The sequence below is a fragment of the Cupriavidus necator A5-1 genome, from assembly GCF_000744095.1.
Lineage (GTDB): Bacteria > Pseudomonadota > Gammaproteobacteria > Burkholderiales > Burkholderiaceae > Cupriavidus > Cupriavidus necator_A.
On sequence record NZ_JQLI01000001.1, the window covers coordinates 4,577,798 to 4,597,074 of the forward strand.

18 protein-coding genes and 2 pseudogenes are annotated in these 19,277 nt (G+C 61.4%); 14 read left to right on the forward strand and 6 right to left on the reverse strand.

Features of this window, described 5'->3' with window-relative positions; translation table 11 throughout:
• Positions 1-151: 151 nt before the first annotated feature.
• From K307_RS20370 to K307_RS20385, 4 genes are read left to right on the forward strand one after another with little or no spacing between them, the layout of a single operon-like run.
• On the forward strand, positions 152-874 hold the full coding sequence (locus tag K307_RS20370; RefSeq protein WP_080745074.1) for a nitroreductase: 723 nt from the start codon (positions 152-154) through the stop codon (positions 872-874).
• A 47-nt stretch (positions 875-921) separates the two neighbouring features.
• Positions 922-2,292, forward strand: coding sequence for an MFS transporter (locus K307_RS20375; protein ID WP_042882368.1), 1,371 nt, complete (start codon positions 922-924; stop codon positions 2,290-2,292).
• A gap of 17 nt (positions 2,293-2,309) precedes the next feature.
• Positions 2,310-3,068 (forward strand): SDR family NAD(P)-dependent oxidoreductase, encoded by a 759-nt coding sequence (locus tag K307_RS20380; RefSeq protein ID WP_042880826.1) that lies wholly within the window; start codon positions 2,310-2,312, stop codon positions 3,066-3,068.
• A 10-nt stretch (positions 3,069-3,078) separates the two neighbouring features.
• Positions 3,079-4,278, forward strand: a complete 1,200-nt coding sequence (locus K307_RS20385) for an acetyl-CoA C-acyltransferase (protein WP_042880827.1) — start codon at positions 3,079-3,081, stop codon at positions 4,276-4,278.
• A gap of 68 nt (positions 4,279-4,346) precedes the next feature.
• On the opposite strand, the gene K307_RS20390 is transcribed toward K307_RS20385, so the two are convergent.
• The 6 genes from K307_RS20390 to K307_RS20415 all read right to left on the reverse strand — a co-directional run bounded on the left by K307_RS20390 (position 4,347) and on the right by K307_RS20415 (position 11,328).
• Complete coding sequence (locus K307_RS20390; protein ID WP_230625780.1) at positions 4,347-5,105, reverse strand: Crp/Fnr family transcriptional regulator; 759 nt, start codon at positions 5,103-5,105, stop codon at positions 4,347-4,349.
• Positions 5,106-5,142: 37 nt separating this feature from the next.
• Complete coding sequence (locus K307_RS20395) at positions 5,143-5,826, reverse strand: nitroreductase (RefSeq protein WP_042880828.1); 684 nt, start codon at positions 5,824-5,826, stop codon at positions 5,143-5,145.
• 17 nt (positions 5,827-5,843) lie between these two features.
• Entirely contained in the window at positions 5,844-7,532 is a 1,689-nt protein-coding gene (locus K307_RS20400) for an AMP-binding protein (RefSeq protein WP_042880831.1), read from the reverse strand.
• Positions 7,533-7,770: 238 nt separating this feature from the next.
• The gene (locus K307_RS20405; protein ID WP_042880833.1) at positions 7,771-8,430 is read right to left on the reverse strand and encodes a TetR/AcrR family transcriptional regulator; all 660 of its coding nucleotides are present in this window, start codon (positions 8,428-8,430) and stop codon (positions 7,771-7,773) included.
• A 393-nt stretch (positions 8,431-8,823) separates the two neighbouring features.
• A complete protein-coding gene (locus K307_RS20410) occupies positions 8,824-10,440 on the reverse strand; it encodes a tannase/feruloyl esterase family alpha/beta hydrolase (protein ID WP_051974983.1) in 1,617 nt (538 codons plus the stop codon).
• Between the two features lie 600 nt (positions 10,441-11,040).
• The gene (locus K307_RS20415) at positions 11,041-11,328 is read right to left on the reverse strand and encodes an H-NS family nucleoid-associated regulatory protein (protein WP_042880835.1); all 288 of its coding nucleotides are present in this window, start codon (positions 11,326-11,328) and stop codon (positions 11,041-11,043) included.
• Positions 11,329-11,658: 330 nt separating this feature from the next.
• Here K307_RS20415 and K307_RS51070 point away from each other — a divergent pair, with 330 nt between their 5' ends.
• The 10 genes and pseudogenes from K307_RS51070 to K307_RS20450 all read left to right on the forward strand — a co-directional run bounded on the left by K307_RS51070 (position 11,659) and on the right by K307_RS20450 (position 19,097).
• Positions 11,659-12,165, forward strand: a complete 507-nt coding sequence (locus tag K307_RS51070) for a phage integrase N-terminal SAM-like domain-containing protein (protein WP_196251564.1) — start codon at positions 11,659-11,661, stop codon at positions 12,163-12,165.
• A complete protein-coding gene (locus K307_RS51075; protein ID WP_155301181.1) occupies positions 12,144-12,530 on the forward strand; it encodes a tyrosine-type recombinase/integrase in 387 nt (128 codons plus the stop codon). Before K307_RS51070 ends, K307_RS51075 begins: the two co-directional genes overlap by 22 nt.
• An 8-nt stretch (positions 12,531-12,538) precedes the next feature.
• Positions 12,539-12,733, forward strand: a pseudogene (locus K307_RS46290) (transposase zinc-binding domain-containing protein); the annotation flags it as partial.
• A 156-nt stretch (positions 12,734-12,889) separates the two neighbouring features.
• A complete protein-coding gene (locus K307_RS47905) occupies positions 12,890-13,270 on the forward strand; it encodes a hypothetical protein (RefSeq protein WP_155301182.1) in 381 nt (126 codons plus the stop codon).
• Positions 13,267-14,136, forward strand: coding sequence for a tyrosine-type recombinase/integrase (locus tag K307_RS20425; RefSeq protein WP_042880838.1), 870 nt, complete (start codon positions 13,267-13,269; stop codon positions 14,134-14,136). The genes K307_RS47905 and K307_RS20425 overlap by 4 nt, the downstream gene beginning before the upstream one ends.
• Positions 14,133-15,017, forward strand: coding sequence for a tyrosine-type recombinase/integrase (locus tag K307_RS20430; protein WP_042880839.1), 885 nt, complete (start codon positions 14,133-14,135; stop codon positions 15,015-15,017). Before K307_RS20425 ends, K307_RS20430 begins: the two co-directional genes overlap by 4 nt.
• Positions 15,014-16,003 carry a tyrosine-type recombinase/integrase gene (locus K307_RS20435; RefSeq protein WP_042880840.1) on the forward strand — a complete coding sequence of 330 codons (990 nt, stop codon included), beginning with the start codon at positions 15,014-15,016 and terminating at the stop codon, positions 16,001-16,003. Before K307_RS20430 ends, K307_RS20435 begins: the two co-directional genes overlap by 4 nt.
• A gap of 105 nt (positions 16,004-16,108) precedes the next feature.
• Positions 16,109-17,122 (forward strand): annotated as a pseudogene (locus tag K307_RS20440) (IS91 family transposase); the annotation flags it as partial.
• Positions 17,123-17,702: 580 nt separating this feature from the next.
• On the forward strand, positions 17,703-18,785 hold the full coding sequence (locus K307_RS20445; RefSeq protein ID WP_042880842.1) for an IS630 family transposase: 1,083 nt from the start codon (positions 17,703-17,705) through the stop codon (positions 18,783-18,785).
• A 12-nt stretch (positions 18,786-18,797) separates the two neighbouring features.
• Positions 18,798-19,097 (forward strand): hypothetical protein, encoded by a 300-nt coding sequence (locus tag K307_RS20450; RefSeq protein ID WP_042880844.1) that lies wholly within the window; start codon positions 18,798-18,800, stop codon positions 19,095-19,097.
• Positions 19,098-19,277: the final 180 nt, after the last annotated feature.

Here is a 19,277-nt window from a genome sequence, read left to right on the forward strand (position 1 = left end):
CGCACAAGACAATGCGGCGCGAAGAACAGCCGCAGCCATCGGATCCGATTGTCGCCTACATGACAGTGAGCAACGACAGCCGGCACTACGCTCCTTCCCACAAGCTCGTGTGAGTTGTTGAGAAGAGGTAGCGAAAGTGAAAGAAAACAGATTGGCGCCTCCGCCTGACGAATTGGTGGCGATACGGAGGGCCGTGGAGTGGGCCATCGTAACGCGCCGCAGCGCCAGGGCATTCCTGGAGAAAGAAGTGCCGAGGGAGACTGTCGAGGCAATCCTGGATGTAGCGCGCTACGCCGCAACGGGCGTGAACATTCAGCCGTGGAAAGTGCACGTGGTAGTCGGAGATGCAAAGGATCGGCTCTGCGCTGCAATCAAGCGCATCGACGATGATCCATCCCATTCCACGACCCATTCCGACGAATGGGACTATTACCCGGAGCAGTGGGTTTCACCATACGTGGACCGCCGCCGGGCATTGGGATGGCAGCTCTACGGGTTGCTTGGAATCGAGCGGGGCAACAAATCGCGAATGCAGCAGCAGCACGGCCGCAACTACCTGTTCTTCGATGCTCCGGTCGGATTGCTCTTCACCGTGGATCGAGTGATGTGCGAGGGCAGCCTGCTCGACTACGGGATGTTCCTCCAGAACATCATGGTGGTTGCCCGCGCGTCCGGGCTCAGCACGTGCCCGCAGGCTGCGTTCATGAAGTACCACACGATCATCGAGCAAGAGCTCTCCCTGCAGCCAGACGAGAAGTTCCTGGTCGGGATGAGTCTTGGCTACGCGGACGAAAGCCGTCTGGAGAACACGTTGGTTTCCGAGCGAGAGCCGGTATCGAGTTTCACCTCTTTCCATGGCCTGGAACGCCCCTAAGAGAGCTTTCGCAACAATGACTTAATCCATCACGAATGGAGGAGACGATGAAGAAAGATATTGATGTGCAGAAGGTTGCCGAGAACGCCAGGTTCTCGGGTTTTCACCGAGTGATCCTGTTCTGGTGCGTGCTGATTCTAGTCCTCGATGGCTATGACCTTGCGGTCGTCGGCGCTGCGCTTCCGTCGATCATGAAGGAAATGGGCGTAGACGCCACCAAGGCCGGCTTCATGGCCAGTTCCGCATTGTTTGGCATGATGCTTGGCGCGATCTATCTGGGGACGCTTGCTGACAAGATCGGTCGCAAACTGTCGATTTGCGTCTGCGTGGGATTGTTCAGCGTCTTCACTGCTGCTGCGGGCCTGACCAACGATCCGGTTAGCTTCAGCGCCACTCGGTTCCTCGCCGGGCTGGGGATCGGCGGGGTCCTGCCGGTTGTCACTGCCCAGATGGGTGAATTTGCCCCAGGAAAGATGCGAGCGAGACTCGTAACGATCGTTTTTGCCGGCTACTCCATTGGCGGTATCCTGGTTGCTCTGACCGGCAAGCATCTTATCGGCGCCTACGGGTGGCAGGCTGTATTTTTTGTAGCGGGGCTGCCGGTGTTCTTCATTCCGTTCATCCTCTGGACGATGCCGGAATCGATAGCCTTCCTCGCGAAGAGGAATCGGCAGGAAGCATTGCGGCGCGTTGTACAGAAGATTGCACCGGATCTACGCATCGCTGATGGCGACCGTCTCGTGGTACCGCAAGAAGCCATGGCATCCAATGCTCCCGTCAAGGAATTGTTCGCCAATGGCCGTGCACTCAGCACCGTCATGTTGTGGATGGCGTTCTTCACTGGCCTGTTCATGGTCTATTCGCTCAGCTCCTGGCTGACCAAGCTGATGGCGATGTCTGGGTATAGCCTCGGCTCGGCACTGAACTTCGTCCTCGTCTTCAACATCGGGGCAGTATGCGGGGCGATTGGCGGTGGCTGGCTTGGCGACAAACTCGACATCAAGCACGTATTGGTGGCGTTCTACGCGACCGGTGCGCTGTCGCTCACTCTCATGGGCTACACGAAGGCCACCGAGCTCCTCTTCGTGCTCGTCTTCGTCGTCGGCGCATCGACGCTGGGCACGCAATTGCTCGCCTACGCTTACGCTGGCGAATTCTATCCCGGCTCCATTCGCTCCACCGGTGTCGGGTTCGCCTCGGGAATTGGCCGGCTTGGCGCCATCGCGGCACCCGTGCTCATTGGCATGCTGGTCGCGATGAAGCTACCTCTTGAACAGAACTTCCTCGCGATTGGACTTGCCGGTCTGATTGGAACGATGGCCGTCATGCTGGTCGACCACCGCCGCAGTGCAGCCGTCCAGGCTACGCAAACCAGTTCGCTGGCCTCGCTGGATGTGCAGGCATCCACGCATCACTAACCACTCTTACCGAAGATATGCAGATTCAGGACAATGTTTTTGTAGTGACCGGCGGCGGCTCCGGGTTGGGAGCTGCCACGGTACGCGCTCTTGCCGCACGCGGCGCCAAAGTTGTGATCGTGGATCGCGACGCGGACGCCGGCCAGGCTGTCGCCAAAGAGTCGGGCGGTGCGTTTGTTCGGGCCGATGTGACGGATGAAGACAGCGTACAGGGAATGTACGCGTTTGCAGCGCGATTGGGCGGGCTTCGCGGGGTAATCAACTGTGCTGGGGTCGCGCCTGCCGAGAAGGTCATTGGGAAGAGCGGCGTGCATGCCATGGCATCCTTTAGCCGCACCTTGCAGATCAACGTCGCGGGTACTTTCAACGTATTGCGATTCGCGGCCGAGATAATGGCTGGGCAGGAAGTGTTCGAGGATGGCGAACGGGGCGTGATCATCAATACTGCTTCCATCGCTGCATTCGATGGCCAGGTAGGTCAAGCAGCCTATGCCGCCTCAAAAGGGGCCATCGTGGCCATGACACTGCCCCTGGCTCGCGAGCTGTCGCGCTTTGGGATTCGGGTGATGACCATCGCTCCGGGAATCATGGAAACCCCGATGTTGCTGGCTATGCCGGAGGAAGTGCAGAAGGCACTCGGGGACTCCGTCCCATTTCCACGACGTATGGGACGGCCTGCGGAGTTCGCGGACCTTGTGAAACACATTATCGGTAATCCGTATCTGAACGGCGAAGTGATTCGTCTCGATGGCGCGATCCGCATGGCGGCAAAATGAGGAGCATGTGATGACGAACACAAGCGATCCAGTGGTGATCGTATCCGCGGCACGCACACCGATAGGCGGCTTCCAGGGCGAGCTTGCGTCGTTGGCTGCGCCCGAGTTGGGCGGCGTTGCAATCCAGGCCGCCGTGGAACGAGCAGAGATCGATCCCGCGTCGGTTCAGGAACTGCTGATGGGATGTGTCCTTCCCGCCGGACTTGGACAAGCCCCGGCGCGGCAGGCGTCCATCAACGCGGGCCTTCCGCTTGGGGTGCCATGCACAACCATCAGCAAAGTCTGCGGTTCGGGGATGAAGTCTGTGATGCTTGCCCACGACCTCCTTCTAGCGGGATCGAACGAACTAATGGTGGCGGGCGGCATGGAGTCCATGTCGAACGCTCCGTTTCTCCTGCCGAAGGCGCGTGCAGGATACAGGCTAGGCCACGGAAAGCTCATCGATCACATGTTCCTTGACGGCCTTGAGGACCACTACAGCGATGACACGCGGGGCCGGTTGATGGGAACGTTCGCCGAGGATTGCGCGGACGCATATCGCTTCACCCGGGATGCGCAAGACGAATGGGCGGTTCTCTCGACGCTGCGCGCGCAAGCCGCCATTCAAGCGGGGTATTTCGCCTGGGAGACGGTGCCGTTGACCGTGACTGGCCGCAAAGGCAGTGTCATGGTGCGGGAAGATGAACAACCGCTAAAAGCTGACCTTAGCCGGATTCCAAACCTGAAGCCTGCGTTCAGGAAGGATGGCTCTGTGACGCCAGCAAACTCCAGTTCGATTTCGGACGGCGCTGCGGCACTTGTCCTGACCCGGCTTTCCATCGCTGAACGCATGGGTGCGCGCCCGCTTGCAAGGATCGTCGGGCATTCGACCCATGCCCAGACGCCTGCCACGTTTGCGACGGCTCCGATTGGTGCGATTCGAAAGTTGCTCGATCGCGCCAGATGGACAACCTCCGACGTCGACCTGTGGGAGATCAATGAGGCCTTCGCGGTAGTTGCGATGGCGGCCGTTCACGATCTGAGGCTTGATCGCGCTCAAGTGAACGTTCACGGCGGTGCGTGCGCACTGGGGCACCCTATCGGAGCGTCAGGCGCGCGGATTCTCGTCACGCTGCTTGGTGCGCTTCGAAAGGTTGGCGGTAAGCGAGGTATTGCAAGCCTCTGTATCGGGGGCGGCGAAGCTACAGCGGTGGCTGTCGAACTGTTCTGAATGCCTGAGCTGCAATCGTGGCGCGCCGCCATATGTTGGTGGGCGTCACGGCCGCTCTGCCGCGATCCTCAGTCACCGATATGGGCGAATTGCCGCAGCCCCTCGAGATCCAGGATCTGTATGGCGCCATATTCCATTGCTAGCATGCCAGCGTCTGCCAACTCGCGAAGCGCACGATTAGTATTCTGCCTCGACAGGCCAGACAGCCGTCCGACTTCCTCCTGAGACAAGCCCAGGGTCCGGTCGGTGGATGGATAGAGCTGACGATGGAAGAGTTCGGCCAGGCAGAATGCGACGCGAGCTGCGGCTTCGTGCAAGCGGAAGTTGTGGACGAGGCCAACATAGTAGCCGCACCGGGCATTGAGCTGGTCGATGACGTAGCGGCTGAAGGAAGGATTGCGTGCAAGGAGCCAAAGGAAGGTATCCCGGGGCACAAAGGCCACGCGGCTTTCCTTGAGCGCTACGACGGAATACTGGCGCGGCTCGGTCTTCAGGACCGCGCCCTCGCCAAACCATGATCCCGCCGGCACGCCAGCGAATGTGATGGCCCTTCCGCAGGCCGAGGCGGTGTCGACCTTCACCATGCCTTCAATTGCACCCAGCCAGTGATCAGCGGGATCGCCCCGATGACAGGCCATGGCGCCTGCAGGGTATGGGCGTTCGTAGGTGTCGGCTTGCACTCTTGCTTGTTCCTCGGCCGTCAAGCCAGCAAACCAGCTCGAGCTTTCGAGGAAGGATTCCAGGGAGGCGGATCGGCGGCGTTGCGCAGGCTGAAGCAACTCAGGTGCAATCGATCGTTGCCGATGATGGGTCGGCTGCATTTGCATGACAGCTCCTTTCGTAGAGCGGACGAGCGTGGGGTTCCTACAGGCTGTGGAACGTCGTGAAGTCATGAACGTCGGCACGCTCCGTTCTCAGTTTGTTCTCATCGGCCGACGTGTCCTCGTAGCCGATGGCCATGCCAGAGAGCAGGATCTGCTCATCGGGAATGCCGAGCACTTCATGCACGAGTCTTCCGTACTCACACCATGCTTGCTGAGGGCACGAAGACAGACCCAGCGCCTGTGCTGCGATCATGACGTTTTGCATGAACATGCCACTGTCCAGCCATGAGCCTGCGAGCAAGTACTTGTCCATCGTAAAGAACAATCCCACGGGAGCGCCAAAGAAGTGGAAGTTTCGCAGCATGGCTTCCTTGCGCGAGGGCAAGTCATGGCGCTGGATTCCGTAGAGATCGTAAAGGTCATGGCCTACCTTGCGCCGCCGCGCAAGATGCAGATCCTTGAGCCGCGCCGGCATGTAAGCGTACTCGTCGCAGCGCAACCCCTTCCGGGCTGCATCGACAACGGCGTTGCTCAGTCGATCACGAGCGTCACCAGTGACAATATGCACGTGCCAAGGCTGGATATTTGTGCCAGAAGGGGCGCGCGCCGCGATGCGCAGAACGTCGCGGATAACGTCGTTCGATACGGGTCGGTCCAAGAATCGGCGAATCGAGCGGCGATTCAGGATCGCCTGAACCGCCTCGTGAGACGCTGGGTGGTTCATGGGTACTCCAGTTTCGATCACGGCAGCGAAGCGGGCGAGTCGGCCGACGCTGAATTCTTCCGGGCCTCGCGGAGGACGAATCGCTGGATCTTTCCGCTCGGCGTCTTCGGCAACTCAGTGGTGAAATGGACTTGGCGCGGATACGCGTGGGCTGCGTACCGGTTCTTGACCCACTGCTGAATCTCCGCGGCCATCTCGGGCCCTGGCGTTGCTGAGGAACGTAGTACGACGTATGCTTCTATGACCTCGCCCCGAATCTTGTCGGCGACGGCAATGACCGCGCACTCGGCAACAGCGGGATGAGCGGCGATGACCGATTCCACTTCGAATGGACCGATGCGATAGCCAGCCATGATGATGACGTCATCCTCCCGTGAGGAAAAGAAGAAGGCGCCCGCATTGTCCATGCGACCCAGGTCGCCGGACAGGTAGTACTTGCGACCGGCTGCAAACTTCTCGGCGCTTTTCTCGGGGGCGCCTTCGTAATCGGCAAACCAAGCGAAGGGACTCTCCGCGATGTCGAATGCCACGCGGCCGACTTCACCGGCCGGCACTTCGACATCTTCCCCGCGGTCTAGAACAACTGCTTTCCATCCGGGCATGGCGATACCCATCGAGCCCGGTTGTATCGGTCTCGCTAGACGGGGATCGTGATGATTGTTGATCAGCATACCGGCTTCGGTTTGGCCATAGTGGTCATGGACCTGAACGCCCAGTGCGGCAGCGGCCCACTCGTTCACGTCCGGCGTCAGAGGCTCCCCGGCACTGGAGGCGCATCGCAGCTTCAGGCCGCGCGGCGCGGGAGCATCCGAGCACATGAGTGAACGGTAGACGGTCGGTGCAGCAGCGAAGCTGGTGGCACCGTGCTCGTCGAGCACGCGATACGTCGCCGCGGCATCGAATCCGCCTTTGAGCATCAGACTGTGGACGCCTGTACTGAGCGAGCCGATCACGCCAAAGTAGAGACCATAAGCCCAGCCCGGGTCAGCGGCGCACCAGTAGACGTCGTTGTCGCGCAGTCCGATTCCGAATTCAACATAGGCGCGGAAGGCCGCAATCGCCCGAATTGGCACGACGACGCCTTTAGGCTTCCCGGTCGTGCCGGAGGTGTAGATGTGAATGAATGGCGCGTCGCCGCCGAGCGCGGCCGGCACGATCTTGGACCCGTCATGTGCCAACACGTCATGAAAGGTGTGCGCACAAACGCTTTCCGGCAACGCTTCGCTTTCGCCGATGATGACTACGTGGCTTACCACTGTTTCCGGCAGGTCGGCGTCCGTCGCGATGAGCTTGGATGCCTGCGCGCTATCGCAGATCACGACCTTTGCGGCGCTACCCGCCAGGCGCAGCGCAATGGCAGGTGGGGCGAATGCAGTGAATAGCGGTACGTGTACGGCGCCCAGGCGCCAGATGGCCATCAGCGCGATCAGGTATTCCGCGCTCTTGCCCGCGAGCGTGGCCACTCTGACCCCGGGGCCGACCCCCATGGACGCCAGGCCAGCGGCGAAAGATGCTGAGCGCCGCGTCAACTCGCCATATGTCAGGCGCTCAGATCGCCCTTGGCTATCGACGACGTCATATGCAACCCGGGTCGGGTCATGCCGATCACACAACAACCACGCAAGGCTGGCGCTACGGCCGGAGTACTCAGCCACCAATTCTGCAACCCGGCGATCGAGCGCGGGGTTGTGCGGTTGCCTGTCCATGCGTGTCTCCTTGCCTTGGGAGCCGGCTAAGCTGCTGGCCTTAAGTGAATCTAGATTTCACTTAAGGCTACGGCGCGTGATGGGGCCTGTCAAGGCCTGATCAGGCAGGGAAACTACGGAGAAAGGTCGAAGACAACCGTGCGTGCGGCTCAAAAGACACAAGCTGTCGTATTGGCTACGCACCTTAAGTGAAATCTAGGTTCTTCTTTCGGCGACAGGGTGTGGCGGAGTTGCCGCATCAGGCGGCTGAGGAACCCTCGTTCTGCGGGAATGTCAGCGCACGGCCGGAAACACCGCGAAGGCAGAACGTAATGATGGACGTTGCCTGAGTGCTCAACTGTGCGGTCTGTGCCGCGGCCTCGTTGCTTAGCGGCGCGACGAGGCCTTCGAACAGGCAGCCGACTATGCAATCAGCCGACGCCGCGGCATCCTGGGCCGGAAACTCGCCGTGGGCGACGCCTTGCTCGATGATGGTCTTGAACACTCTGGACAGCGCCCGGTGATAGGTCAGTCTTGCGGCTTCGACGTCGGGCTCAACGGGCTCCGCAACCAAGGCGTGTGCGAGCCGGCGTCCTTGTAAGGCGCGGCTAGCAAATGTCCAGGCCGCTGCGCCGAGCCTCTCGCACGCTGTCCCATCGCGCATGGCAATGCCTGCCACCGCGTCGACTTCTCGCTGCGCCGTTGTCTTGACGACTTCGACCATGAGATCAGTCTTGGAGGGGAAATAGCGGTACAGTGTGCCAATGGCAATGCCAGCGGCATCGGCGATAGCCGTCATCTGTGCCTCGCGAAACCCCGATTGCGAGACCAGTTCGCGCGCAGCTTTGAGAATAAGCGGATGCTTGTCGGCGCCGCGGCGTCGAATGCGCACACGCTGGGGATTCTGGAGATCTTGCATGTCAGCCCACTGCCGTTGCCACGTTCGCGCCAGGTAAGTGCGATGTCATCTGTAACGGTGGACCGATTATGCCATGCGGCGTGGCCAGCGGCTTCTTTGAGCCATCGCCGCGGCCTACCGCCCACCTGCGAGCGGCAACGAAAGAATCCACAGACCCACCGTCGTGAACAGCACCATGAGCGCGAGGACTGGCAACTGCCAGGTAATGCCGCCGCGCGAGGCGCAAGGATAAGGAAATGGTGCTGGGGGTCGCGCTTGCACGATGCCAGATCCTGCGCAAGCTGCCTATGTGGGCTCCCGATACGACCGCCATCAGATCCCTTGGGCCGACATAGAACTGTCTTGCCCAGGGGGCGGTCTCAGGAAGGGCGGCGAATGCGATGTGCGAACATGCTATGACGCTGCACAGATGAAACTTGCGGCCGCCTTGGGATCCCCGCCGATGTACTTCGGGTACTGCGGATACCTGCACAGCGGGCGTTGCGCAGGTGTGCCGCCATCTGCCGGGGTTCGCTGCTCCGCAACGATGACGGAGCTCGACGGCTTGATGCCCTTCTCCAGCCACTCGAACATCGGACCGACCAGATCGACCTTATCTGCGCCGGTGCCGCCATTGCAGTGGTCCACACCTGGCGCGGTGTAGTACTCAACGAACTGATCTGCGGACGACTGGCCCCCATTCTGCTGCACCACGCGCTGATAGTAGTCGGTGGCGTTGTTGGCCGTGATCAACCAGTCTGTCTGCCCGGTCCATAGAATCAGTTTGCCATTGCGGGCCCTGAATCGACTTAGATCGGGATCGACGGCGTCAATCATCGAACTGAGTTGCTCCAGGCGAGGGACGTATTGCTCGGGGTCTAGGGAAAGGGGGTCGACCGATCCGTCTTGCGCAACCATGTATCGCATGAAGTCACGCCCCAGCTCGCCTCCGCCTGCCCAGTTTGTGGGGCTCTCCCCCCCTGGGAGAAACGCGGGCCATGCGAACCGGCCGTTGGCGATGCTGGTGGGTGCATAAAATAGCTTGGCCGATTCCAATTGCGATGGTGTCAGGCACGAGTCGGTTTCCGCGCCTGTGCAGGCCATCTCTGCTGGGTCGAAGCCACATGCTTCCGGTCTTCCGACGATTTTGTCGGCTAAACCATCGAGGCTGTCACATTTTGCGTAGACCGCTGCGCCGATGGCCTTTATCTTCGCTTCGCTGAGTGCAGCTCCCGGCTTCGCGAGCTGCTTTTGGATTTTCTGGTACCAGAGGAACTGTGACGTATACGCATTGGCGGGCGCTCGAGAGATGATGCCGTCAAAGAGGTCGGGATTCCGTTGAGCCTGCATCAGTGCCTGACGCCCTCCACCTGAGCACCCCTCGTAGATCATCTTCGTGGAACGGAACGCATCGCCATAGCGCTCGCGAAGAATAGCCTTAGCCGGCCCCAATACCCGGGCCACGGATGCGTAGGCATAGTCGGTGAGCATGTCTTGATCCAATGCGAACGACGCCCCGGGTGATGTCAGCATGTCATGACCGTGATTGGTGGCAATCGTGGCATAGCCCCGCTTCGGAAGATCCGGGCTTCCCACCGGGCTGACAGCCGGATCGCTGATGTAGCCCACGTCAAGAAAACCATCGAAGCCGCCGCCGCCCCGGAAGACGGTGCGCTGATTCCACTCCGTCGGCATGCGCACGTCGAAGTCAAGGTTCTTGGGCATTTCGCCGCGTACGATGCAGTGTTCCGGAACATCGCTAGTCGCAGCCACCAACTTGGCCCTGGTTACGGTAGCACCATCGAAACTTCGGCCCAGAAAGGCCTCGCACAGGCTTTGCGCGGTAGCAGCTTGTGGGGACGTGACGACGGCTTCTCCGTCGCCGCTACCGGCACAACCAGCCAGACCGGCAGTGGCCAACAGTGCAATGCCGGATTTCAATAACGAGACTGCGGACCTGGCGGGTGGTTCGGCGGTTCGCGACGCCGTTGGAGTGGTTCCTTCTTGCGATGTGGTTTGAAGCGTTTGCATTCGTCTGTCTCCTCTCTAGGTGCCAGTTTGCGGGCACGAAGGGAGGGTATGAAAGCGAAGCGCCGTTGAATGTCGGCTGCGCGACAATTGCCAAGTTCGTGTGGCATGGTGCACTGGAAGGAGTCCGGCGGAACGCTAAGCTGCACCGCGGCTCCATGTTTCCTTGCATGAAAGAAGGGCGAGCAGGTTTACTGCTCGCCCCTGATATCGCCGACGCGGAACCGGCAAGGGAAACACGGCACGAATCAAGCTGCCCCTGGTACGCCACCGCGACGACGGCTTCGGTGCCGATCTTCGACGGTGGAGGGCAGGGGAGAGACTCCGGCACCGACAATCTATAGGTCGTGTGCCGAGTTGATTTTTGGGGGAATAGCGACTGAGCAGTCGCAGCACAACCATTGACATGCGCCGCTCTCATAGCTGTCTGTGGCGGCATTTTGCACCATACCCGGCCATTGACTCCAGGCGGGCAACTGACTGAACTGGCAGCCGACAACCGCCAATTGGGCTCAGCCGACGCACGTCGCTATTGGCAACAAGAGATGGGGTTCTCAGGCTGGACGGCACACTTCCGACAACTACCGCCGCGCGATAAGCATCCTATGGCTTTACACGAAAATGTTCGATCGACTGGCCCGCGTTCACGGCGCGCTGCAGCCAGTCCGGCGGATCACCGTTACCGTCCCACGCGTGGCCATAAGCGTCCCGGAAGCAAATCGGACGGGCGGCAGCATTGGCGAGGGACGTTCCTTCAGAAAAGCAGCCTGCGTTCTGCAGGTCGGCCAGATGCAGCCCATATCTGGCCATTTGCGTCTTGATCCATAGGATCGTCTCGGCGCGCTCGCGCAATAGTTGGGTGTCGGAATCCTGGAGAAGAGCAGGGGGCATGGAGGCGGAAGATCTGGATCGAAGCAGCAAGGAATAGGACGTGCCTCGGTGCGGCGACCTGCCGGACCGGGGCAGGACATCGACGCAAGACGCCAGACGCCAGAGCGATTCTAGGGTGTACCACGCCCCAGGTCTATACCTAACCCTCGGGAGTACCCGCGCATTCCCGCCAGGCATTGCGATAAGTATTCTTGAACTAAACCGCTGACGCGGTAATGATGGTCGGCCGGTGCCGGCAGCTCCGATATCGCGTTGGTGATCGGTTTCCCCTCGAGTGGGAGGATGGAAGGGCAGTTTCTGCTGCTTTCGTCACTTCGAGAGGAGACCATCATGACGACACTACGTCGGCGCATGACCGAGGACATGCGCGTACGCAACCTCGCAGCCAATACCCAGCGCGCCTACCTCCAGTATGTTCATGCGTTTGCCCAGCATTTCGGGCGTTCGCCTGAGTTCCTAGGCCCGAAGGAGGTGCACGCCTGGCAGTTGCATTTGGTGGAAGCTCAGCGGTCCCGCAGCACGCTCGTGGTGGCGACCGCCGCACTGCGCTTTCTCTACCATGTCACGCTCAAGCGCGACTGGGCTGTCGAGGAGATTGCCACATCGAAGAAGCCTCGCATGCTGCCGGTTATTCTCAGTCCGGGTGAGGTGATGCGGTTTCTCGAGTCCATCCGCAGCGTCAAGCACCGCGCCATTCTGATGACGGCATACGCAGCGGGCCTCCGGATCTCGGAAGTGATCAGTCTGCGCGTCAGAGACATCGACAGTCAGTGCTCCGCGTCGCGCAAGGCAAGGGACAGGTCGACCGCTACGTCATGCTTTCTCCGCGCCTGCTAGAGATCTTGCGCACTTACTGGCGAGTTGGTCGTCCGCAACATTGGCTGTTCCCCGGCAGCGTCGCGGGCCGGCACATCGCGGCCGAAACCGTGCGGCTCGCATGCCGCGATGCCCGCAGCCGTGCCTGCATCAACAAGCCCGTTACGCCGCACGCGCTGCGTCATGCGTTTGCGACGCATCTGCTCGAGTCCGGCACCGACGTTCGTACCATCCAACTGCTGCTCGGCCACCGTAGCCTGGCCACTACCTCGCGCTACTTGAAGGTCGCCACCAGCACCGTGTGCGCGACCACCAGCCCGTTCGATCGCCTCCCTCAATCACCGGCCCCGCCCATTTTTCCGGAACCATCCCCCGCACAAGACTGAGCGCGGGCATGCCGGCCCCGCTGGAATTGGCGGACATCCTGCGCCGCCACGGTTCGCCGTACCGACAACTGCATGCCGACTCGCTAAATCGCGAGGCGCAGCGCGTCATGCGCGCCATCGAGCAATGCCGTACCGCGGCACTGGGCGGTCATGTCGAGCAGTGTGATACCTGCGGCCATCAACGTATTGCCTACAACTCATGTCTTATGGTGTCCACTCCGTTGCGGGGAGCTGGGATGTGCTTGCGGAGGCAATCCCGGGATCCTCCGTAGCGGGAGGGCGAGTAACCTTCCCCATTAGAACGGGCTCTGGGTACTGTGAGTTGGGCCGCTCATGGCTCAACTCACCAGGAGACCTCGATGCTCGAGAACTTCTTTTGCGCACCCAAGACCCTTCGCCGCCTTCGAACCGGCCCCAGCGGCCCGTACATCGACGGCTTCGCGGCGGAACTCAGTCGTGCCGGATATTCGGGTTTGACGGCGGTTCGTTATCTGCGGGAAGCAGCCTACCTCGGTCACTTCGTTCACCGCGCACGTACTGATCTCGCGGCTGTCGGCGCAAGCACCGTGGAGGCGTTGCTCACCACTTCCCCCGTTGCCGTTGTCCCATATCGAACGGCGACTCAGCGGGCTACCACGACTACTTCGGAGCGAAGCTCTTTCAAAGGTATCTATCTCAGCTCGGCATCTGTCGCGACAGCGAAGTCACCGTTGACTGTGTCGACGAGCCATCCCTCGTGACGGCGTTTCGCGACTGGCTCCAAGCGCATCGTGGCGCCAGCACGCCCACTGTTCGCCTATACGAGCGCGATGCCACAGATTTGGTCAAGGAACTCGGTGAGGATGTCAGCTCCTGGACCGTGCGTGCTGTTCGTGACTTCGTCACCGACCGCGCCGCTCGATCCGGCGTTAGGATCACTCAGAAGCGAATCACATCGTTGCGTTCGTTCCTGCGGTTCCTGAACGCTTCGGGACAGTCCCGCACCGGCCTCGCGGATGTCGTTCCCGCCGTCGCCAGTTGGCGCCTTGCCCGGCTGCCACGCAGTTTGTCCGAAGACGAGGTGGCTCGCCTGATCGCCACATGCGACGGCACAGCCCCCGGCCACATACGCGACCGCGCAATCCTGCTCCTGCTGGTGCGACTGGGGCTGCGTGCCGGTGACGTAGCCCAGCTTCGCCTTGGTGACATCGACTGGAGAGGCGGCACGCTACTCGTGGCGGGCAAGGGGCGCTACCAAGTACGCCTGCCGCTGCCTCAGGACGTCGGCGATGCGCTGCTTGCGTACCTGGATCACCGAGCGAAGACCCAGAGTTCGGATCGGATGTTCCTGCGCAGCATTGCTCCAACCGGGCCTTTCAAGTCGGGCGACGGGGTGTCATCCGTTGTCGAGCGCGCGTTGCAGCGCGCGGGCATCAGGTCGCCCGCTAAGGGAGCACATCTGCTGCGCCACACCGCGGCGACGCAGATGCTGCGCAACGGCGTCCCGCTCGATCAGATCGGCCTGGTCCTGCGGCATCGAAGCCTGGACATGACAGCCTACTACGCCAAGGTCGATACCTCGCTGCTTCGGGGTATCGCACAGCCGTGGCCGGAGGCGCAGTCATGATGGCCGCTGTCGAAGCCTATCTCGCCCTGCGTCGCTCGGCCGGATTTGCGATGAGCAATGCGGAGTACCTGCTTCGCAGTTTCGCCCGATTCGCTGCGGCTCGCGGAGAACGACATGTGCGAGCGACAACGCTCGCCGACTGGGCCAGCCAAGGCCCGTCGGTCGCACAACGGCACGCCCGCTACCAAGCTGTCTGCAGCTTTGTCCGCCAACTGCGCCTGGAGGACCCTGGCCATGAATTGCCGCCGCCGAACTACTTTGGCTATAAGAAGACTCGTCGCATCCCGCACATCTACACACCCGCCGAGGTCAGCCGGCTTACTCCACAGGGCACGTTGCGGCCGTGGACGTACGCCACGCTGATCGGCTTGCTGGCCGCCACTGGCATGCGGGTCTCCGAGGCTTTGGGCCTGCGCTTGGGCGACGTCACTGCGGAGGGGCTGCTGATTCGCAAGACAAAGTTCCAGAAGACGCGCTTGGTCCCGCTGCACGACACCACCTTGGCGGCCCTGCGAAGTTACCTGGAGCAGCGTCTGAGGATGCATCCTGAAGGAGACCATGTCTTCGTCGGAAGCAACGGGCTGCCGCTGACGTACTGCGCGGTGTATCCGGTCTTTGGAACAGTGCTGAAGGCTGCGGGTGTGCGGGGGGCGCAGGGGCACCGACCGAGGCTGCACGAGCTGAGGCATACGTTCGCCGTCAGAGCGTTGGAGTCAGCGCCGGCGGGTCGTCAACGCATCGGACAGAACATGGTGGCACTGGCGACCTATCTAGGGCACGTGAACATCGATGCGACGTACTGGTACTTGCAGACCACTGCCGAGTTGCTCGCGGATACCGCCGCCGCCGGCGAGAGATTCTTTACGGGGGAGCAGCTATGACCTCGATCGCACCTCATATCGAAGCCTTCCTGCGTGATCACCTTAGTCAACAGCGCGGTGCGAGTGGCCACACCTGTGACTCATACGCCTACAGCTTCCAGGCGTTGTTCGAGTTTGCTGCGTCCAGACTTAAAGTCGCGCCGTCGGCCCTTCGGTTGGACCAACTCGACGCGCCGTTGATTGCCGCCTTTCTGCGTCACCTTGAGGTCGACCGGGGCAACTCGGCGCAGACACGGAACGTCCGCTTGGCTGCCATTCGATCATTCTTTCGCTTCCTGCAACATCGCGAACCGGCGGCGCTCGAACAGATCCGCCGCATCCTTGCGATCCCGTTCAAACGGACCGATACACGGCTGGTCGCGCATTTCGACAGAGACGAAGTTCAGGCCTTGCTCGATGCACCTGACCCGACTACCCGAGACGGAGTCCGGGATCGGGCGATGCTGCATTTGGCGGTATGCGCTGGCCTGCGGGTGTCGGAGTTGACGGGCCTGCGTATCGCCGATGTGGGCGCGCAGTCGGCGAGCGTCCGTGTGCTTGGCAAGGGCCGGCGAGAACGAGCATTGCCCTTGTGGAAGCCAGCCTCAGCCGCGCTACGGGCATGGATGGCGGTGCGAGGTGACCTCTCGACGCCGGAGGTGTTCGTCAATACCCGCGGTGATCCCTTGAGTCGATGGGGCGTGGCCTACATTCTCCGGCGCCATGTCCTCACCGCGAGTCAGCGATGCGCGTCGTTGGCCAGCAAGCAGGTGTCTCCCCACGTGTTGAGGCACACCCGTGCAATGATGGTTCTGCAGGCCACGCAAGACGTCCGCAAGGTTTCACTCTGGCTTGGACACGCCAACTTGGCCACGACGGTAGTGTACATTCGCGCCGACCCCGACCAGAAGTTGGAGGCGATCGAGACGATGGTGCCGCCCAACCTTCGCAAGGGCAAATTCCGACCGCCAGATCGGCTGATCGCGCTACTGAAGACCAAGATGTAATTGGGAGGTTTATGAGCGCTGGGGCTGGCTTTCACGCCGCTTCAGCGCCCGTGCTCCCCGCAACGGAGTGGTCACCATAAGGCAGGTAATGGGTTGCACTCCATTACCTGCCGCAACCGGCACTGTCCAAAGTGCCAATCGCTCGCGCGGGCGCAGTGGCTCGACGACCGCCAGGCCGACCTCTTGCCCGTGCCGTACTTCCACGTTGTCTTCACCGTGCCCGAGCCGATCGCGGCCATCGCCTTCCAGAACAAGCGCGTGGTCTACGACATCCTGTTTCAGGCCACCGCCGACACACTTCGCACCATCGCCGCCGATTCCCGCCATCTGGGCGCCACGCTCGGCTTCATCGCCATCCTGCATACCTGGGGACAGACGCTGGTACATCATCCGCACCTGCACTGCGTCGTTCCCGGCGGTGGTCTACCGCTGGACGGCAAGCGCTGGGTTGCCTGCCGACCCGGATTCTTCCTGCCCGTGCAGATACTCTCGCGCCTGTTCCGGCGGCTGTTTCTCGCGCGCTTAAAGGACACCTTCGACGCCGGCGCATTGCGCTTCTTCTCGTCGCTGGCGCATCTGGCCGAGCCGGATGCCTTTCTCCGCTATCTTGCCGACTCTCGCTGCACCGAATGGGTGGTCTACGCCAAGGAGCCGTTTGGCGGTCCCCGGCAGGTGCTCGACTATCTCGGCCGCTACACGCACCGCGTGGCGATCTCCAACAACCGGCTGCTTGAGCTTACCGATGAGCAAGTGACGTTCCGCTGGAAGGACTATCGCCACCCAGCCAAGCCGCGTGCAATGTCCTTGCCCGCCCACGAGTTCATTCGGCGCTTCCTGCTGCACGTGCTGCCCCGAGGATTCCAGCGGATCCGCCACTACGGCCTGCTCAGCAACCGCCTGCGCGAGCGTGGGCTGGCCGACTGTCGCCGGTTGCTCGAAGCCCCGCCGCACCCGCGCGAGGTTCGCCATTCTCCCGAGGTTGACTACCGCGACCGCTATGAAAAGCTGACCGGCCGGTCGTTGCTTGCCTGTCCCGTCTGCTCGCGGGGACGCATGCTTTGCATCGAGCGCCTGTTGCCGGGCGCTTCACCATGGGCACCACCCGGGAGAATCGCATGACACCCGGCCCGCGCGTCCTCAATCTCCGTCCGCCCCTTCGGGGTCGACACGGCCGAGACGTTCGTGCCGCAGGCCTCCACGCGTCGCCGGCTTCCCCTGAGCTCAGTTGCCATTCCATGCAACGACATTCCTCGCGCACTGGGGCGCGATGCGAAATTCCCATTCCGCCCGCTTCGAAGATCCTCTCTGGCAACCTGGCTCGCAAGTGCAATGAATCAAATGCCCATAGACTCCACTGCCCGTGGAGCGGTTTAGCTCAAAGACTTTTTTGCGCAGCGAAGACGGGCCGTGCACCGCGCTCTTGCCGACCATTACGCCGTCTCCGCTACGCAAAAAATCCTCTGCCTTATCACAATGGCATTGCCGTGGCGCCAAACTGGCCGACTCGGAATCGTACCCCCTGGCACATCCGTCATATTGATGCCCGGTTGAAACGGCCAAGCTCTACACCGGGCTGTCTGACATGAACGGCAGTAACCGACGTAGGTCGCGGGAGGAGGGGGCGTTCGGCAGTTATCCGGACTAGTGCAACATCCCGTAAATAGGTTGAATAAGTAATCACCTCCGATATCATGTCGGGATGAGCCGAGGTCGACATGCAACGCCAGTGAAGCTGGCGAAGAAGGAACAACAGGAACTGCTATCGCTGATCGAACGCAAGACGGCTGCGCAGCGAGATGTGATGCGGGCGCGAATCGCGTTGTGGGCCCACGAGGGCCACTCCAATACATTCATTGCGCGGGGACTGGGTGTGTCGGTGCAAACTGTCTGCCTGTGGCGCAAGCGGATCGCCCAGCAAGGTGCCCAAGGCATTCGCGAGGGCGAGCGCAGTGGCCGTCCGGCACGTATCACCCACGAGGAGCGGCTACAGATAATCGCACTGGCGTGTGAAACGCAGGAACCTGAGGGACGGGTCACGCCCACGCTCGACGAGATTGTGGCGCGCGCCGTGGAGCGCGGCGTCGTCGGGCAGATCAGCCGCAGCCAGGTGCAGCGCATTCTGCAGGCCGGCGACGTGCGTCCGCACCGGGTCCAGCAATGGCTACACAGCCCAGATCCGGCCTTTCGCGAGAAGGTCAACGGAATTTGCAAGCTGTACCGCAAGGCGCCTCGAAACGCGGTGGTGCTCAGTATCGACGAGAAGACTGGCATTCAGGCCATCGAGCGCAAGTACCCGGGACGCGCGCCCGCGCCGGGGCGGCTGCGTCGTCGTGAGTTTGAATATATTCGTCACGGCACCCAGGCGTTGATTGCCGCCTTAGACGTGCATCCCGGACAGGTGCTGGCAGAATGCCGCGAGCGGCGCACCCAGGACGATCTGGTGGCCTTCATGGAGCGCGTGGCAAGCGCGTACCCAGACAAACAGGTGCACGTCGTGTGGGATAACCTCAACACGCATCGCGCCCACGCGGTGTGGCAGGCGTTCAACGCGCGGCACGATGGGCTGTTTCACTTCCACTTCACGCCATTGCACGCGAGTTGGGTCAATCAGATCGAACTCTGGTTTGCCCGCTACACGCGCCGAGTGCTGCGCCATGCGAGTCACACCAGCACCGCGCACCTGCGCGAGCGCACCGAGCAGTTTGTCCGCGCGCACAATCAGGTGGCCCGCCCGTTCAAATGGACTTTCCGGGGCTATCCGCTGCAAACCGGCGCATCGTAATCGAGGATCGACATGCCAGCCTTACTCGCCAAACATTACGCTGCTGAATTGCAGCGGCAACTGCGCAGCCTGCTCGGCCACGAGCAGCTCGTCACGCAAGCCTATGGGCGTCACCTGCTGATCAAACGTCTGGACGACGAGGAGCCGACCGTGGTGGCTCGGCTGACCGAACTCGGCCGCAATCGTTATGGCGCCGCCTTTCGCAGCCATAGCGGACGTTGGGAACCGTTGCCCGGCGCAGGCTCGCTCGATGAGATGGCCCAGGTGGTCGTCGCGCTCCTGGAGCCATATTTGCAGCCCGATAATTATTAAATCTATTTACGGGATGTTGTACTAGTTGGGGTCATACTCCACCACGCGTCCAGAGGCTCATAGCCAGCACGGTTACCTGATGCTTCTTGGCCTCATGCAACCGCGGAGATGAGGCGTGGACGTGCACGAGCCGGGCAGGAGGTTTGTCTTGCTTCGCATCACAATTGAGCTACTTCCTGA

Excerpts from the sequence above, each read along its gene's own strand:
- K307_RS20375 (WP_042882368.1), top strand. The coding sequence starts at position 922 with ATGAAGAAAGATATTGATGTGCAGAAGGTTGCCGAGAACGCCAGGTTC.
- K307_RS20380 (WP_042880826.1), top strand. The coding sequence starts at position 2,310 with ATGCAGATTCAGGACAATGTTTTTGTAGTGACCGGCGGCGGCTCCGGG.
- K307_RS20385 (WP_042880827.1), top strand. The coding sequence starts at position 3,079 with ATGACGAACACAAGCGATCCAGTGGTGATCGTATCCGCGGCACGCACA.
- K307_RS20390 (WP_230625780.1), bottom strand. The coding sequence starts at position 5,105 with ATGCAAATGCAGCCGACCCATCATCGGCAACGATCGATTGCACCTGAG.
- K307_RS20395 (WP_042880828.1), bottom strand. The coding sequence starts at position 5,826 with ATGAACCACCCAGCGTCTCACGAGGCGGTTCAGGCGATCCTGAATCGC.
- K307_RS20400 (WP_042880831.1), bottom strand. The coding sequence starts at position 7,532 with ATGGACAGGCAACCGCACAACCCCGCGCTCGATCGCCGGGTTGCAGAA.
- K307_RS20405 (WP_042880833.1), bottom strand. The coding sequence starts at position 8,430 with ATGCAAGATCTCCAGAATCCCCAGCGTGTGCGCATTCGACGCCGCGGC.
- K307_RS20410 (WP_051974983.1), bottom strand. The coding sequence starts at position 10,440 with ATGCAAACGCTTCAAACCACATCGCAAGAAGGAACCACTCCAACGGCG.
- K307_RS20415 (WP_042880835.1), bottom strand. The coding sequence starts at position 11,328 with ATGCCCCCTGCTCTTCTCCAGGATTCCGACACCCAACTATTGCGCGAG.
- K307_RS51070 (WP_196251564.1), top strand. The coding sequence starts at position 11,659 with ATGACGACACTACGTCGGCGCATGACCGAGGACATGCGCGTACGCAAC.
- K307_RS51075 (WP_155301181.1), top strand. The coding sequence starts at position 12,144 with ATGCTTTCTCCGCGCCTGCTAGAGATCTTGCGCACTTACTGGCGAGTT.
- K307_RS47905 (WP_155301182.1), top strand. The coding sequence starts at position 12,890 with ATGCTCGAGAACTTCTTTTGCGCACCCAAGACCCTTCGCCGCCTTCGA.
- K307_RS20430 (WP_042880839.1), top strand. The coding sequence starts at position 14,133 with ATGATGGCCGCTGTCGAAGCCTATCTCGCCCTGCGTCGCTCGGCCGGA.
- K307_RS20435 (WP_042880840.1), top strand. The coding sequence starts at position 15,014 with ATGACCTCGATCGCACCTCATATCGAAGCCTTCCTGCGTGATCACCTT.
- K307_RS20445 (WP_042880842.1), top strand. The coding sequence starts at position 17,703 with ATGAGCCGAGGTCGACATGCAACGCCAGTGAAGCTGGCGAAGAAGGAA.
- K307_RS20450 (WP_042880844.1), top strand. The coding sequence starts at position 18,798 with ATGCCAGCCTTACTCGCCAAACATTACGCTGCTGAATTGCAGCGGCAA.